This is a genomic window from Salinicola sp. LHM (assembly GCF_034479735.1).
In the GTDB taxonomy this organism is placed as follows: Bacteria; Pseudomonadota; Gammaproteobacteria; order Pseudomonadales; family Halomonadaceae; genus Salinicola; species Salinicola salarius.
In genome coordinates, this window is the sequence record NZ_CP140261.1 from 2,259,407 (window position 1) to 2,272,961 (window position 13,555).

Annotated in this window: 13 protein-coding genes; 7 read left to right on the plus strand and 6 right to left on the minus strand. The window is 64.1% G+C overall.

Annotated elements, in window-relative coordinates:
* Nucleotides 1-106: 106 nt before the first annotated feature.
* From R5R73_RS10520 to R5R73_RS10530, 3 genes are read left to right on the plus strand one after another with little or no spacing between them, the layout of a single operon-like run.
* Entirely contained in the window at nucleotides 107-739 is a 633-nt protein-coding gene (locus tag R5R73_RS10520; protein WP_322527479.1) for a hypothetical protein, read from the plus strand.
* On the plus strand, nucleotides 736-1,482 hold the full coding sequence (locus tag R5R73_RS10525; RefSeq protein WP_071232980.1) for a DUF3307 domain-containing protein: 747 nt from the start codon (nucleotides 736-738) through the stop codon (nucleotides 1,480-1,482). The genes R5R73_RS10520 and R5R73_RS10525 overlap by 4 nt, the downstream gene beginning before the upstream one ends.
* Nucleotides 1,479-2,441, plus strand: coding sequence for an N-acetylmuramoyl-L-alanine amidase (locus R5R73_RS10530; RefSeq protein WP_322527480.1), 963 nt, complete (start codon nucleotides 1,479-1,481; stop codon nucleotides 2,439-2,441). Before R5R73_RS10525 ends, R5R73_RS10530 begins: the two co-directional genes overlap by 4 nt.
* On the opposite strand, the gene R5R73_RS10535 is transcribed toward R5R73_RS10530, so the two are convergent.
* Nucleotides 2,423-2,941 carry a helix-turn-helix domain-containing protein gene (locus R5R73_RS10535; RefSeq protein ID WP_244179832.1) on the minus strand — a complete coding sequence of 173 codons (519 nt, stop codon included), beginning with the start codon at nucleotides 2,939-2,941 and terminating at the stop codon, nucleotides 2,423-2,425. The two genes, R5R73_RS10530 and R5R73_RS10535, sit on opposite strands and share 19 nt — an antisense overlap.
* Nucleotides 2,942-3,159: 218 nt before the next feature.
* Here R5R73_RS10535 and R5R73_RS10540 point away from each other — a divergent pair, with 218 nt between their 5' ends.
* Nucleotides 3,160-4,350, plus strand: a complete 1,191-nt coding sequence (locus tag R5R73_RS10540; RefSeq protein WP_322527481.1) for a benzoate/H(+) symporter BenE family transporter — start codon at nucleotides 3,160-3,162, stop codon at nucleotides 4,348-4,350.
* A gap of 88 nt (nucleotides 4,351-4,438) precedes the next feature.
* Here R5R73_RS10540 and R5R73_RS10545 read toward each other — a convergent pair whose 3' ends face one another.
* Complete coding sequence (locus tag R5R73_RS10545) at nucleotides 4,439-4,861, minus strand: hypothetical protein (protein ID WP_322527482.1); 423 nt, start codon at nucleotides 4,859-4,861, stop codon at nucleotides 4,439-4,441.
* A gap of 134 nt (nucleotides 4,862-4,995) precedes the next feature.
* Entirely contained in the window at nucleotides 4,996-5,601 is a 606-nt protein-coding gene (locus tag R5R73_RS10550) for a Yip1 family protein (RefSeq protein WP_208625334.1), read from the minus strand.
* A 324-nt stretch (nucleotides 5,602-5,925) separates the two neighbouring features.
* On the opposite strand from R5R73_RS10550, the gene R5R73_RS10555 reads away from it, so the two are divergent.
* Both R5R73_RS10555 and R5R73_RS10560 read left to right on the plus strand, forming a co-directional pair.
* The gene (locus tag R5R73_RS10555; protein ID WP_322527483.1) at nucleotides 5,926-7,635 is read left to right on the plus strand and encodes a proline--tRNA ligase; all 1,710 of its coding nucleotides are present in this window, start codon (nucleotides 5,926-5,928) and stop codon (nucleotides 7,633-7,635) included.
* An 11-nt stretch (nucleotides 7,636-7,646) separates the two neighbouring features.
* Nucleotides 7,647-8,279: a lytic transglycosylase domain-containing protein gene (locus R5R73_RS10560; RefSeq protein WP_416221186.1), complete on the plus strand. Its 633-nt coding sequence runs from the start codon at nucleotides 7,647-7,649 to the stop codon at nucleotides 8,277-8,279.
* 332 nt (nucleotides 8,280-8,611) lie between these two features.
* Here the strand turns inward: R5R73_RS10560 and R5R73_RS10565 are convergent, their stop codons facing one another.
* Together R5R73_RS10565 and rfaH are read right to left on the minus strand one after the other, a co-directional pair.
* Nucleotides 8,612-9,127 (minus strand): peptidylprolyl isomerase, encoded by a 516-nt coding sequence (locus R5R73_RS10565; RefSeq protein WP_322527484.1) that lies wholly within the window; start codon nucleotides 9,125-9,127, stop codon nucleotides 8,612-8,614.
* Nucleotides 9,128-9,217: 90 nt separating this feature from the next.
* Entirely contained in the window at nucleotides 9,218-9,751 is a 534-nt protein-coding gene (gene rfaH, locus R5R73_RS10570; RefSeq protein ID WP_322527485.1) for a transcription/translation regulatory transformer protein RfaH, read from the minus strand.
* A gap of 406 nt (nucleotides 9,752-10,157) precedes the next feature.
* On the opposite strand from rfaH, the gene R5R73_RS10575 reads away from it, so the two are divergent.
* Nucleotides 10,158-11,612 (plus strand): AmpG family muropeptide MFS transporter, encoded by a 1,455-nt coding sequence (locus R5R73_RS10575; protein WP_322527486.1) that lies wholly within the window; start codon nucleotides 10,158-10,160, stop codon nucleotides 11,610-11,612.
* A 47-nt stretch (nucleotides 11,613-11,659) separates the two neighbouring features.
* Here the strand turns inward: R5R73_RS10575 and R5R73_RS10580 are convergent, their stop codons facing one another.
* Nucleotides 11,660-13,480, minus strand: a complete 1,821-nt coding sequence (locus R5R73_RS10580) for an SEC-C domain-containing protein (protein ID WP_322527487.1) — start codon at nucleotides 13,478-13,480, stop codon at nucleotides 11,660-11,662.
* Nucleotides 13,481-13,555: the final 75 nt, after the last annotated feature.

Here is a 13,555-nt window from a genome sequence, read left to right on the forward strand (position 1 = left end):
TACCGATACCGCCATTGCGGTTATAGTGATTTTTGCGCATAAGCGCAAAAATAGCTTTTTTTGGCTATAGTTATGGCCGTATGAATGGCTATCGATGAGGAGCCTCATGTCAGTGATTGGCGTGCTCAGCGGGGATATCGTCGCGTCGCGCGATATCAGCGACAAGCGCAAGCTTCGGCGGGCAATAGATACCGGTATCGAACGCCTCGGACAGTCACTGGGCGCCGTGGGTACCCGGTTTCGGGGGGATGCGTTCCAGGTGGCGATTCCCGAGTCGCGGGATTCGCTCGCCGCCGCCGTGATCATGCGCGCCAGCCTGATCGAGCACTCCCCTTCCAAACAGCAGATGTGGGACGCAAGAATCGCGGTCGGTATCGGCGAGGGCACGGTGCCCACGCTCGAGAATTTCATCGATGCCGATGGCGAAGCGTTCATCCGTTCCGGGCAGGGGCTGGATGCGTTGAGCCAGGGCGATCGACGCCTGGGGCTGTTTCTGGCGACCCCGCAACCCGAACTGGACCTGCTGATCCGGTTTGCCGACGACATCGTCAGCCACTGGAGCCATAACGCCGCGGAAGTGATTCGCTTCAATCTGACGACCGACCATTCGCAAAGCGAACTTGCCCGGCGTCTAGGTCGTTCTCAACCGACGATCAACCGGCGCCTGAGTGCCGCACGCTGGCCGCTGATCCGTGACTTTCTGGCGTTCAACCGGCAGCGCCTGGAGACACTGACATGAACGAGACGAGTCTGTCGCTGCTGTTGGCGTTGCTGCTGTCGCACACCATTGCCGACTTTCTGTTGCAGAGCGATACCTGGGCGGCTCGGAAGCAGCAGCACCATTTCCGCACGCTATCGCTTTACTGGCACGTCGGCATTCACATGTCGCTGAGCCTCGCCGTGTTGCTCGCTTTCGGTACCGGCGTGCACGCCGCACTGATCGCCACCTCGGGAATCGGCGCATCTCACTGGCTGATCGATACGTTGAAGAGCTACGCCCCGGCGCACCGGGTTCGCTTTTTCCTTCTCGACCAGTTTCTGCATCTGCTGATACTGGGACTCGTCTGGTGGTGGGTCGTGGACGGCGACATGGCCGTGCCGATGGTCCAGCTGGCGCTATTGTGGCAACCCCGGACGCTGCTCGTCGCGCTGGCTTATCTGGTGGTTCTGCGCCCTGCGTCGATACTGATCGCGCTGATCATGCGGCGCTGGAGCGAAGGCGTCGACACACGCGGCACGCTGGCCGACGCGGGTGCCCGGATCGGCATGCTCGAACGCTTTCTCATTCTGACCTTCGTTCTCAGCCATCAGATGGCCGCTATCGGCTTTCTGCTGACCGCCAAGTCAGTGCTTCGCTTCGGCGATCTCTACGAAGACCGCGATCGAAAGCTGACCGAGTACGTACTGCTCGGCACCATGCTGAGTTTCTCGATCACGCTTACCCTGGGTCTGTTGACCCGTTATCTGCTGGGTGTGCTATGAAGTCTCGACGACAGGATCATCCGCGTGGCACCAGGAGTCTGCTGACCGGCTGGATGCTACTGACGATACTGGCCGGCTGTGCCGGCTCACCGACGATGGAGACCCGAAACGGTTATATCGCCGACCGCGCGCACCGCTCCGATGCCTACAACCAGCGCATTCGCTATCTGATTCTGCATTACACCGACTCAGAGGCGTCCCGAGCGATGCGCACCCTGCTCGGGCCCGATGTCAGCTCACACTATCTGGTGCCCCGCTCCCCCTCCCTGTCGGATGATCTGCCGCAGATCTGGCAACTGGTCGACGAGAAAGACCGCGCCTGGCATGCCGGCGTCAGCGCCTGGGAAGACCGCACCCAGCTCAACGACACCTCCATCGGCGTGGAGATCGTCAACCGTGGCCCGCAGGAGACGCTCGAAGGTCAGCGATGGGAGCCTTATCCCGAGGACCAGATCCGTGCGGTCATCGCCTTGGCGAAGGATGTGATTCGCCGCTATCGGCTGCCGCCGACCGCCATCCTGGGACACTCGGACATCGCGCCGTCGCGCAAGATCGACCCTGGCCCGCGCTTTCCGTGGAAACGCCTGCATGACGCTGGTGTCGGCGCCTGGCCGAGAGACGAGGATATCGCCAGCTTTCGTCATCGATTCGCCCAGTGCTCGCCCTCGATCACGCAATATCAACGAGCGCTGAGCGCGTACGGTTATTCGCTGGCGGCGACGGGGGTGATCGACGGCGAGACACGGGACGTGACGCGCGCCTTCCAGATGCACTTTCGCCCGGCCAGCTATTCAGGCCAGCCGGATCGCGAGACGGCAGCGATTCTCTGGGCACTGCTCGCCCGTTATCGACCGCAAGCGCTGCTGGATACCACGCTGGCCGAACCCGCAGGCTGCAGGAAGCCGGAAGAAGACGACCCATTCACGCCCGAAACGGCGCCTCAGCCGCTAAAGGGATAGTGAATCAGATCGTGGATTTTTGCCGGCTCCGGGTTGCGATTGCGGTACGCATGGGGCTGATCCGCGGGAAATCGGACCGCGTCGCCGGCGGATAATGCCTGCCAGCCGCCGTCGACGAAGAGCTCCATTCGCCCTTCCAGCACGACCAGATGCTCCACCACGCCAGCGGCGTGGGGCGCGGACTCGCTCAAGGTATCCTGGAGCAGCTCGATCGCGAACATCTCGAACCCCAGAACCGGATCGAACGCAAACAGTGGAGTCACGATCATCCCCGAGGCATCGTGATGGCGAGGCATCGCCTCCATCCGCTGCAGCGCGAGGCCCTCGGGCACCAGGAATTGCGACAGCGGCACCTGCAGGCCACTGGCGATCTTCCAGAGTGTGGAGATGGTCGGCGTCGACTCTCCCCGCTCGATCTGCCCCAGCATCGCCTTGCTCACTCCGCAGATATCGGCCGTCCGGGATAGGCTCCAGCCACGCTCGGCGCGTCGTTTTTTCATGTGTCGGCCGATCGCCGAGACATTCGCGTCCATCTCTCCTCCGCCCGCTTCCTGTCATCGCCTGGTGCTTGCGCCCTGCCTGATGTCGCCAGTACGAAACTCGTATGCACTCACGTCTATAGGTTTTATTTGTGCTCATGTGCGTTATAGCGCACGTTGCCGAGATCGCGCAATGTACGTTATAACGCACATTCCTTCCGATTTTCAGGAATGTGTTCATGGCACGTTTACCGGCCGACCGTCGGCACGGCACGACGATAACGGCTTCCCACGTCACGGCGGGATTCGTCGCAGTCCTCGTCGGCTATACGAGTTCGGCAGCGATCATTTTCCAGGCGGCTGCGGCAGCTGGCGCGTCACCGATCCAGATCGGCGGATGGCTGAGTGCGCTGGGACTGGCCATGGGCGTCACCTCGATCGGCTTGTCGCTACGCTACCGGCAACCGATCCTAACGGCCTGGTCGACGCCGGGGGCCGCGCTCCTGGCCGTCAGCCTGCCCGACCTGCCATTGAGCGAGGCGATCGGCATCTTCGTTTTCTGCGCCGTGCTGATCCTGATCTGCGGCATTACCGGCTGGTTCGCCAGGTTGATGCAGATCATTCCGCAATCCATCGCCGCGGCCATGCTGGCGGGGGTGCTTCTGCGCTTCGGCCTGGATGCCTTCGGCTCGCTGAACGGCGACTTTGTGCTGGTGTCGTCGATGTTCCTGATCTATCTCGCCGCCAAGCGCTGGCTACCGCGCTACGCCATCGTGCTGGTGCTGCTGGCAGGGCTTGGCGTTGCGGGGCTGCTGGGCGAAATCGATACACGGAAGGCACAACTGATCGTCAGCGTACCCCATTGGATCTGGCCGACCTTCTCGCTGTCGAGCCTGATCGGCGTAGGCATCCCGCTGTTCGTGGTGACGATGGCCTCGCAGAACGCGCCGGGCGTGGCGACTCTGCGTGCCGCGGGTTACGACGCGCCGATTTCTCCGTTGATGATCTGGACGGGGCTGGCCACCCTGGTCCTGGCGCCTTTCGGTGCCTTCAGCGTCTGCCTGGCCGCGATTACCGCGGCGATCTGCATGGGGCCGGATGTCGACCCCGATGCCGACCGACGCTATCCGGCGGCGATCTGTGCAGGAGGCTTCTATTTACTGGCGGGTCTTTTCGGCGGCTCGATCGGCACGCTGTTCGATGCCCTGCCCCAGGCGCTGGTGCTGGCAATCGCCGGGCTGGCGCTGCTCTCGACCATCGGTGGCAGCCTTCATCGCGCCCTGCTGGAGCCTCATCACCGCGAGCCGGCACTGATCACTTTCCTGGTTACCGGTTCCGGCGTGACGCTGTTCGGGGTCGGCGCTGCCTTCTGGGGCCTGGTAGCCGGCATGCTGGCGCTGCTCGTGGCGCCGAAATCGCGACCGGCCTGATTCGGAAGCCGTTCAGGCAAGCGGGAGCGATTCAGATAGACGGGTGCGATTCAGATAGACGGGTGCGATTCAGATAGGCGGGTGCGATTCAGATAGGCGGCGGCACTGCCGGGCCGAATTCGATTCTCGACATCGCCTGATCCAGCGTCGCGACCCGCTCGACGATGGGCGCTTGCGCCTCTGCAGCGAGATCGTGACCGGTACGTGTCTCGATCATCGAGGCCAGCGAGTCGGCGCTCAAATTGCCCTCGTAATGGACGCGATCGATCGACGCCTCATGGGAGCCCGGGAGATAGATGGTGTTGTTGGAAAAATCCACGGCATAGGCGATCACGCCCGGCACGATGAACAACAAAAGGCCCAGCCCGTCGGCAATCGCCACGCCGGGATCGATACGCCCCTGCAGTTGCCCCTTGCGCTCGGGATAGAAGAGCGTGCCGCAGCCGGTCAGCGGCAGAATCAGGCCGATCACGACAGCGCCAGCGATCAGGCGTCGAAACGGAGGTTGCATTGCGAAATCCCAGTGACGGAGAGGTAACGCGGAGTAACCTAATCCATCGACCCGGGTCGAGTCCAGATGCTGTCGGCCCCAAAACGGCGCCCGCCATAGGGGCGGGCGCCGAGCGTCGAAAGAATCGTCGGAAGTCAGACTAGCGAGGCGCCGTAACCCCACAGCAGCACGGTGATCGCCAGCAACGCCTCGAGCACGAGAATGCCGATCGCCAGCGCCGCACTCGAGGCACGTACGCCCTCGTGCTGATCGATACCCAGAAAGGATGGCAGGCCTGCATAGACGAGGTAGACCGTATAGCAGAGCCCCGCGATGCCGGCCAGCAGGCACAGCCATATCAGCGGGTAGAGCGCGACCACGCCGCTCAGGAACATCGGCGTCGCCATGTAACCGGCGAACACCACGCAATGGCTGAGATCCGGTCGCTCCGGATAGCGACGCGCCAGCCAGTGAATCACGTTGCCCATCAGCCAGACGGCGCCCAGGATCAGGGCATAGAAGATGATCGCCAGCAGCACCGCGGTCGCAGGCGAGACAGTCACGGTCTTCGCCAGTCCCTCCTTGGTCGTGCCGAAGTGCCAACCGACCACCGTAGTGCCGATGAAGGCGCAGACCACCGGAATGGCTGCCATCACCAAGACATGGGAACCGTAAAAGTGCGATACGGTTTCGTTTTCGCCGCGGATCTGCTGCCACTCGCGATTGGGATGCGTAAGCAGTCCCCAGACGTGATGAATCATGACACACCTCCCTCCGGCGCGGGCCGCCAACGACGGATTTCCGATGGTGTCCTGTTCCGCTCGCCTTCCCGGCGATGCCGGATGCGACCCTGACTCTCACTATAGGAAAGATCGGCAAAGTGGGTAGAGTAATCGCGACGCCCGGCGCGAACTGCCATCCTCGGCCCTTGCACCACCTCGTTTGCGGGAGGTTTTTGCCGCTCGCCCTTCCCCGTCCGCTGCTCGCATCTCTATACTGACGACCCTACGAATGACTGCAGATCACGCCATATCGAGGATATGCCGCGTTCCGCTTACGCTGATGAATACAGGAAAGAACACTCAATGCGTGCCAGCCAATTACAGATCTCGACCCTCAAGGAAACACCGGCGGACGCGGAGATCGTCAGTCACCAGCTGATGCTGCGTGCCGGCATGATCCGCCGTCTGACATCGGGGCTCTACACCTGGCTGCCGGTGGGCGTGAGGACGCTGCGCAAGGTCGAGCGTATCGTCCGCGAGGAGATGGATCGCGCCGGCGCGCAGGAAGTCCTGATGCCGGCGGTACAGCCCGCCGAGCTGTGGCAGGAATCCGGCCGCTGGGACGAGTACGGTCCGGAATTGCTGCGGCTCAAGGATCGTCATCAGCGCGACTACTGCGTCGGCCCTACCCATGAAGAGGTCATCACCGACCTGGTACGGCGCGAGATCAGCAGCTACAAGCAACTGCCGACCAACTTCTATCAGATCCAGACCAAGTTCCGCGACGAGATCCGCCCCCGCTTCGGCGTGATGCGCTCGCGCGAGTTCATCATGAAGGACGCCTACTCGTTCGACAGCGACGAGGCCGGCCTCAAGGCGTCCTATCAGCGCATGTACGACGCCTACGTGCGGATCTTCACCCGACTGGGTCTCGATTTCCGCCCGGTACTCGCCGACAACGGCTCCATCGGCGGCACCGGCTCGCATGAATTCCACGTGCTGGCCGACTCCGGCGAAGATGCCGTGGTCTTCTCCACCGGCTCCGACTACGCCGCCAACATCGAAAAGGCCGAGGCGCTACCGCCCAAGGGCGCCGAGCGTGCCGCGCCGCAGGAAACCATGCGCCAGGTGCCCACGCCGGGCGTGCGCACCATCGCTGCGCTGGTCGAAGGCTTCGACCTGCCGATCGAGAAGACCGTCAAGACGCTGATCGTGCATGCCGCCGACGGCGGGCTGATCGCGCTGATGGTACGCGGCGATCATCAGCTCAACGAGATCAAGGCCGAAAACCTCGATGCCGTCGCAGCGCCGTTGACCATGGCCAGCGAAGAGGAAATTCGTGCCGCCATCGGCGCCGGCCCCGGCTCGCTGGGTCCGGTGAATCTGCCGCTGCCGTTGATCATCGATCGCAGCGTCGCGCTGATGAGCGACTTCGGCGCCGGCGCCAACGTCGACGATCATCATCTGTTCGGCATCAACTGGGAGCGCGACCTGCCGCTGCCGCAGGTCGCCGATCTGCGCAACGTGGTCGAGGGCGACCCGTCGCCGGACGGCCAGGGCCAGCTTTCGATCACCCGAGGCATCGAAGTCGGCCACGTCTTCCAGCTCGGACAGAAGTACTCCAAAGCGATGAACGCCACGGTACTCGACGACAACGGCCAGCCGACGACGGTCTGGATGGGTTGTTACGGTATCGGCATCACCCGCGTGGTGGCTGCGGCCATCGAGCAGAACCACGATACCGGCGGTATCATCTGGCCCGATGCCATTGCCCCGTTCCAGTTGGCGATCGTACCGATGAACGCCCACAAGTCGGACCGGGTTCGCGAGACCGCCGACAGGCTCTACCAGGAGCTGACGGATGCCGGCATCGACGTGCTGCTGGATGATCGCGACCTGCGCCCCGGCGTCAAGTTCGCCGATCAGGAGTTGATGGGCATTCCCCATCGACTGGTGATCGGCGACCGCGGTCTCGACAAGGGCGAGCTGGAGTACAAGGGCCGCCGTGACAGCGAGGTCACCATGGTGGCGCTGGACGAACTTCGCGCATTCCTGGACGCCCGGTTCGCCTGATCGGAGGGATCGTGCCGGCGCGACTCACCGCGACACTGGCGACGGCGAGCTGGCTCGTCGTCGCCAGCCTGTTCACGGCTGGCGTGACGCTGGCCCAGACGAACGCGCCGTCCGTCGGCAGTCCGAGCGAGCCGCCATCCCCCGCGCTGCTGGAGTCGCTGTCGCGGGTCATGGCGGCACCGGACGGCTTCGAGGATGCCTTCGACGCCCAGGTGTGGCTGCTGGACATGCAATCCCGCCTGGCCCGACGCCAGCCCGAAGCCTATCCGTCACGCCATGATCGCCTGGCGCTGCTGGAGCGCATTCATGCCGAAGCGCGGCGTGCCCAGCTACCGCCCGAGCTGGTGCTGGCACTGATCGATGTGGAGAGCCGCTTTCGACCGAACGCGGTCTCGTCGGCGGGTGCGGTGGGACTGATGCAGGTCATGCCGTTCTGGAAAGCCGAGATCGGCCGCCCGCAGGACGATCTGCACGATATCGATACCAATCTGCGCTACGGCTGTACCATCCTCGCTCACTATCTGGCACGCGAGCGTGGCGACTGGACCCAGGCCCTGGCTCGCTACAACGGCAGCCTGGGCCGCACGGTCTATCCGGAGCAGGTCATGCAGGCCTGGTTCACGCGCTGGTGGGTGGATCGCTGAGAGCCCGTTCACAATCTGCTGCGCGTCGGCCAAACGTTGTTGAGTCGGCGCTCTGCGGAGACACAGCCGGAGGCTGGCCCGCAGAGTGAGCAAAGCGAATCAAAGGACTTCGGGATACTCATTTACCCCTATGTAAACTCGTGCGCGAGCCCGGTCCTTTCCTCAGTCGTTTTCGCCTAGTTTGATCCTAGCTCGCGAGATTGTGAACAGGCTCTGAGAAGCGCCGCCCCGCTATCGGCGGCCAGTCTTTTCAGGAAGAACTGGTCCGCTCAGAAAGAGCAAGCCCCTCAGAAAATGCAAGTCCCCCAGAAAGAGCAAGTCCCTCCGGAAAACTACCGTTTGCGATCTTCGACTTCGGTGTGCGAGGTTCCCGGCGGTAGCGGATGCCCCTTGGCCAGCTCGGCCCGCGTCGCCTCGCGTACCTCGAGAATCTCGATCTCGTAGGTCAGCGTCTCGCCGGCCAGCGGGTGGTTGGCGTCAACGGTGACCTGCGCCTCGTCGACCTCGACCACCGTCACCGTCCGTGGGCCGTCCGGCCCCTGCGCCTGAAAGCGCTGGCCGGCCTGCAATAGCTGATCTTCCGGAAAAGCCGACCGCGGACTGACGCTGACCAGCGCTTCGTCGCGCTCACCGTAGGTATCGGCAGGCGCCAGGGTGACGCGCAGCCGCTCGCCCGCCCGGCGCGCGGCCAGTGCCGTTTCCAGTGCCGGGAACAGATTGTCGTGCCCGTGGAGATACTCCAGCGGCTGCTGGCGTGCCCGGGAATCGTCGAGGGTGCGGCCTCGCTCGTCCGCGAGAACATAATGCAGGGACGCAACGAGAGACGGTGCGATGGCGAACTGGCTCATGATGACTCCAGGGTGACGGTAGAAATTCGTGGCAGATGACGGATGATGGCGGCTTGGAGCGGCTTGCCGGAAGTTCGAGGAATCTAACGGCTAGGAGTGCTTGCGCAGGGCATCGACAGGCACTTCGAGGCGCTGGGTCTGCTGCAGCAGGTTGAGCAGCACAATGGCGCGCTCTTCGCCCTTCTGCGCCTCGAACACGGCCTGCAGGGCACGAAACGGCCCGTCGGTGATCTCGACGATATCGCCCTGGCGATAGTAGACGTTGGCGCGGTCGCGGCTAGCGTCGGCATTGACGCGATCCCGCAGGGTATCGACCAGCGCATCCTGCACGAACACCGGCTCCTGGCCGAAACCGACCAGTCGCAGAACCCCCCGCGTGGAGCGAATCGGCCGCCAGTTGCTGGCAATGCGATCGAGACGGATGAACAGGTAGTGCGGAAACAGCGGCTCGGCGACCCAGGTCAGCTTGCCACGCCGGCGCTTCTGCACCTCGAGCACCGGGTGGAACACTTCGTAGCCCTGGTTGTCGAGATGCTCACTGGCACGAAACGACTCGCCGCCCTTGCACTGGATCACATACCAGCGTGGCAACGACTCGCCATCCTGCGCCGATTCACTGGTCATCGATATACCTTCCCTGATCGCCGCCACTGATCATGACCTCTGATCATGATTACTAATCATGACCTTTAAAAAAGACAATCCCTGTCATCGCCCGTTTCGACGAGGCAGAATCACGCGTTATTGCGAGATCGCCAGCGTGGAATTCGGGCCAGACGCGACAGGCCATCTAGCGTACCATTTTCGATCCGACACGTCCGCCCGCGGCGTGCCGATCCGGTTTATTGGAAACACTGAATAAATCGTCGAGCAGGATGAAGTGGGCGGCATTCCGTCGCAAGGCGCACGGAGCGCAGCAACCGGAGCCTATGGGGTGTAGTGAGGATCCGACCGGGCTGGCGCTCCAGCACCGCGCAACGCAGCGATTCGCCTGCGCAGACATTTAGGCAGCGTTTCCTTTGGAGGTTGCATGCAACGCAAGCCACGTGACTGGCTGACATCCTTGCGCGTCTACCTGCGGGCGCCGGTGGTGACCTTGCTGTTCCTGGGGTTTTCCGCCGGGCTACCCTATCTGCTGGTGTTCTCGACACTCACCGCCTGGCTCGAGGATAGCGGTGTCGAAGTCGCTGCCATCGGCTTCTTCAGCTGGGTAGGGCTGCTCTATTCGATCAAGCTGTTCTGGGCGCCGATCGTCGACCGGGTGAGGCTGCCGCTGATCGGGCGCTGGCTGGGCCAGCGTCGCAGCTGGATGCTGCTGGGGCAGACGCTGATCGCCGCCGGCCTGCTGGGGCTGTCCGGGCTCGATCCCGCCGGACACCTGCCGCTGGTGGCGGCCTTCGCCCTGCTCACCGCCTTCGGCGCGGCGACCCAAGACATCGTCATCGACGCCTACCGTATCGAATCCGGCGAAGCGGCAATCCAGGCCGCCATGGCCTCGACCTACATCATCGGCTATCGCATCGGTATCGTCATGGCGGGGGCCGGTGCGCTCTACATCGCCGACGCCGCGTCCTGGGCAGTAGCCTATCTGAGCATGGCCGCGCTGGTCGGCATCGGCATGGTCACCGTGCTGGTACGCCCGGAACCGCCGCGTCCGCAGAGCCTCACCGTAGTGCTGTTCCATCCTCGGGTGAAGCGCTTTCTCCGCCGTAGCGCGAACCGCCCCGGCTGGCAGCGACAGACCGGTGTCTGGCTGATCGCGGCTATCGTCTGCCCGATCGGAGACTTCTTCCAGCGCTATGGCCGCCTGGCGCTGTGGCTGCTGGTCTTCATCGGCATCTACCGCATCAGCGACATCTCGATGGCGGCGATGGCCAATCCGCTCTACCTGAGTCTGGGCTTCACCAAGAGCGACATCGCCAGCGTCACCAAGGTCTTCGGCGTGCTGATGACCATCGGCGGCGGCGTTCTTGGCGGGCTGCTGGTGGTCCGTTATGGTCTGGGCCGGATGCTGATCGTCGGCGCGCTGGCCGTGGCACTGACCAACCTGCTGTTCGTGCTGCTCGCCACCGGCGGTGACAGCCTGCCGCTGCTGATCGTGGCCATCACCGGCGACAACCTGGCCAATGGCCTCGCCAGCACGGTGTTCATCGCTTTCCTGTCGAGCCTGACCTCCCGCACCTACACCGCCACCCAATACGCACTGTTTTCCTCGCTGATGACGCTGCCCGGCAAGTTCATCGGCGGCTTCTCCGGCGTAGTCGTGGCCGATGTCGGCTATGCCAGCTTCTTCGGGATCGTCTGTCTGCTCGGTCTGCCGGCCGTGGCGCTGGCCTGGTGGCTGAGCCGCCGGCTGCCGACGCTCGATACCAATAGTGAAGGCGACGAAGCGGCCAATGAGGCGGGGGCGGCCTCGAAAACCCAAGCACGGGGCAACGGACAGGAAAGCGGACGGGAAGACGGCGAGCCCGCCAGCACGCGCTGACGGGTACGGACAGAAATAAGAAATGAAGAGGCCGTTGCCAGCGAACCTCAGGAGAGCGCCCGACGCTGCCGGGCGAGCCAGTCCAGGGCGCCCTCCGAAGCGAGCCACTGGTCGCGCATCAACTGACGATACTGCCACGCCTCCGCGCGCGTGCCCGGCTCCGGCATGTCGTCGCCGAGTCGTGCCGGCCGCGGGCGGTCCTCGCACAGGATCGGCAATATGTAGGGGTTGGCCGAATAGACCTCCCGCAGCACGGCGAGCGCGTCCTCCCGACGCGACAGGCGATAGAGCGCCAGTACCCGGCCCATCTGCACGCCCAGCATCTCGGTTCCTTCCGGCCCCTGTTCGCTGACCGCCAGCGCCTGTTCGTCGTTGCCCTCACGCAGCAACTGGTCGATCACCAGCTCGCGCAGGCCCAGGCTGTCCTCCTCGTCCAGCGCCAGCAGCCGCTGCGCCAGCTTCCGCGCCTCCTGCCCCGCGCCACGCTCCATGCCGATGACCAGCGCCAGGCCGGTTCGCAGCAGCGTCGCGTTGTCCGCATCGTGCCAGGAAAAGCTGCCACCGGCGTCCTCGAGCTGGTTGAGCCAGAAGCCGTAGCGCTCCGCCAGCGGCGTGAAGAAGGTATCGACCATCCAGGGCAGGCTGCCGAAGCGACTCGCCAGCGCCAGGGTCAGCGCCTGCATCACGCGCGGCGCGTCCAGCCATTCCGGGTTGGCGCACAGTGCCTGCAGCCACTGCGGCGCCGTTACCCACGGGTCGCCCAGAAACCCGAGCGCGGCATCTTCGTCGATCTCGACCTCGCAGGCATCGGCCCAGCCACTATAGAGCGATGCCTCGCGAGAGCTGGGTTCATACAGCAGCGCCCCTTCCTCGGAGTGGGCCAGTTCGAGACGGGGCGGACGCTGCTGGGTATGCAGCAGCGCCTGCAGCGCCGTCAACGGGCCGGCCAACGCCTCCTCGGAGTGGATGACCTGCTCCGCCAGCGCCGCCTGAGGGTCGTCGGCCAGCTCGGCGATGAATTCGAGCTGATCCGGATCCAGATGATGCTGGCGCGACAGCCGTCGCCACCAGAAGGCCGCACGCTGACGCGCCTTGCCGACATTGCCCTCGTGGAGCAGCACCATCGCCTCGATATACGCCAGCGACGGCGAATCCGGCAGGGTTCGCTGGGCGCTCTGGAAGGCGTCCCGCGCGCTGGCCAGATCGCCGCTGTCCAGATGCATCAGGCACAACCGCTCGAGGGCGGCACCCCGCAGGAACCCCGGCCCCTCGGCCATCACTCTCTCGACCAATGCCGCCCGCTTGCGATGAAAACCGCGCTCCTGATAGAGATCGACCAGGATTTCGAAGGCCGGCTCGATCTGCTCTTCCAGCGCCGCCCAGTCGCGATCGCCGGCAAACAGCGACTCCAGAATCTGCTGGGCGCGGCCGTTGTTGCCGCTCTCCGCCGAGACGATGCCGGCTTCCAGCAGCGCCTGCGGTGGCGCCTTGCGGCTGTCCAGCGCGGTCTTCAGCGTCTCGCCACGCCATTCGCGCAGCGACAGCATCCACATCAGGTGTCCGGGAATGACGCTGGGCATCTCGACCCGCGCACAGCAGTCGCGATAGAGCCGCCCCGAATCGCACCAGCAGGGTTCGTCCCGCTGCGGCTCCGCCAGCGGCTCGGTATCGAAGTCGCGCCGAACCAGCGGAGTCTGGTTCCAGATGAGCGGAGCGAGCGCCTGAGCCAGGTCGAGACTGCCGCCGCAATGCTCGACCCCCTCGGCTCGGGCCCATGCCATCATCGTCGGGTAATATTCATTGACGCGAATCGTCTCGAGGGCGCCGCTGGCAAAACCCAGCAGCTGTTCGACCCAAGCTGTCAGCATGGCATTCCTCCATTTGCTCGCTCCATCCTAGCATGCCGGGCAACAGCGCTGGCGAGTGCCGGCATGGGGTGATAA

Bases quoted from the DNA above. Each gene is read 5' to 3' on its own strand.
- R5R73_RS10520 (WP_322527479.1), top strand. From the start codon at position 107: ATGTCAGTGATTGGCGTGCTCAGCGGGGATATCGTCGCGTCGCGCGAT.
- R5R73_RS10525 (WP_071232980.1), top strand. From the start codon at position 736: ATGAACGAGACGAGTCTGTCGCTGCTGTTGGCGTTGCTGCTGTCGCAC.
- R5R73_RS10530 (WP_322527480.1), top strand. From the start codon at position 1,479: ATGAAGTCTCGACGACAGGATCATCCGCGTGGCACCAGGAGTCTGCTG.
- R5R73_RS10535 (WP_244179832.1), bottom strand. From the start codon at position 2,941: ATGAAAAAACGACGCGCCGAGCGTGGCTGGAGCCTATCCCGGACGGCC.
- R5R73_RS10540 (WP_322527481.1), top strand. From the start codon at position 3,160: ATGGCACGTTTACCGGCCGACCGTCGGCACGGCACGACGATAACGGCT.
- R5R73_RS10545 (WP_322527482.1), bottom strand. From the start codon at position 4,861: ATGCAACCTCCGTTTCGACGCCTGATCGCTGGCGCTGTCGTGATCGGC.
- R5R73_RS10550 (WP_208625334.1), bottom strand. From the start codon at position 5,601: ATGATTCATCACGTCTGGGGACTGCTTACGCATCCCAATCGCGAGTGG.
- R5R73_RS10555 (WP_322527483.1), top strand. From the start codon at position 5,926: ATGCGTGCCAGCCAATTACAGATCTCGACCCTCAAGGAAACACCGGCG.
- R5R73_RS10565 (WP_322527484.1), bottom strand. From the start codon at position 9,127: ATGAGCCAGTTCGCCATCGCACCGTCTCTCGTTGCGTCCCTGCATTAT.
- rfaH (WP_322527485.1), bottom strand. From the start codon at position 9,751: ATGACCAGTGAATCGGCGCAGGATGGCGAGTCGTTGCCACGCTGGTAT.
- R5R73_RS10575 (WP_322527486.1), top strand. From the start codon at position 10,158: ATGCAACGCAAGCCACGTGACTGGCTGACATCCTTGCGCGTCTACCTG.
- R5R73_RS10580 (WP_322527487.1), bottom strand. From the start codon at position 13,480: ATGCTGACAGCTTGGGTCGAACAGCTGCTGGGTTTTGCCAGCGGCGCC.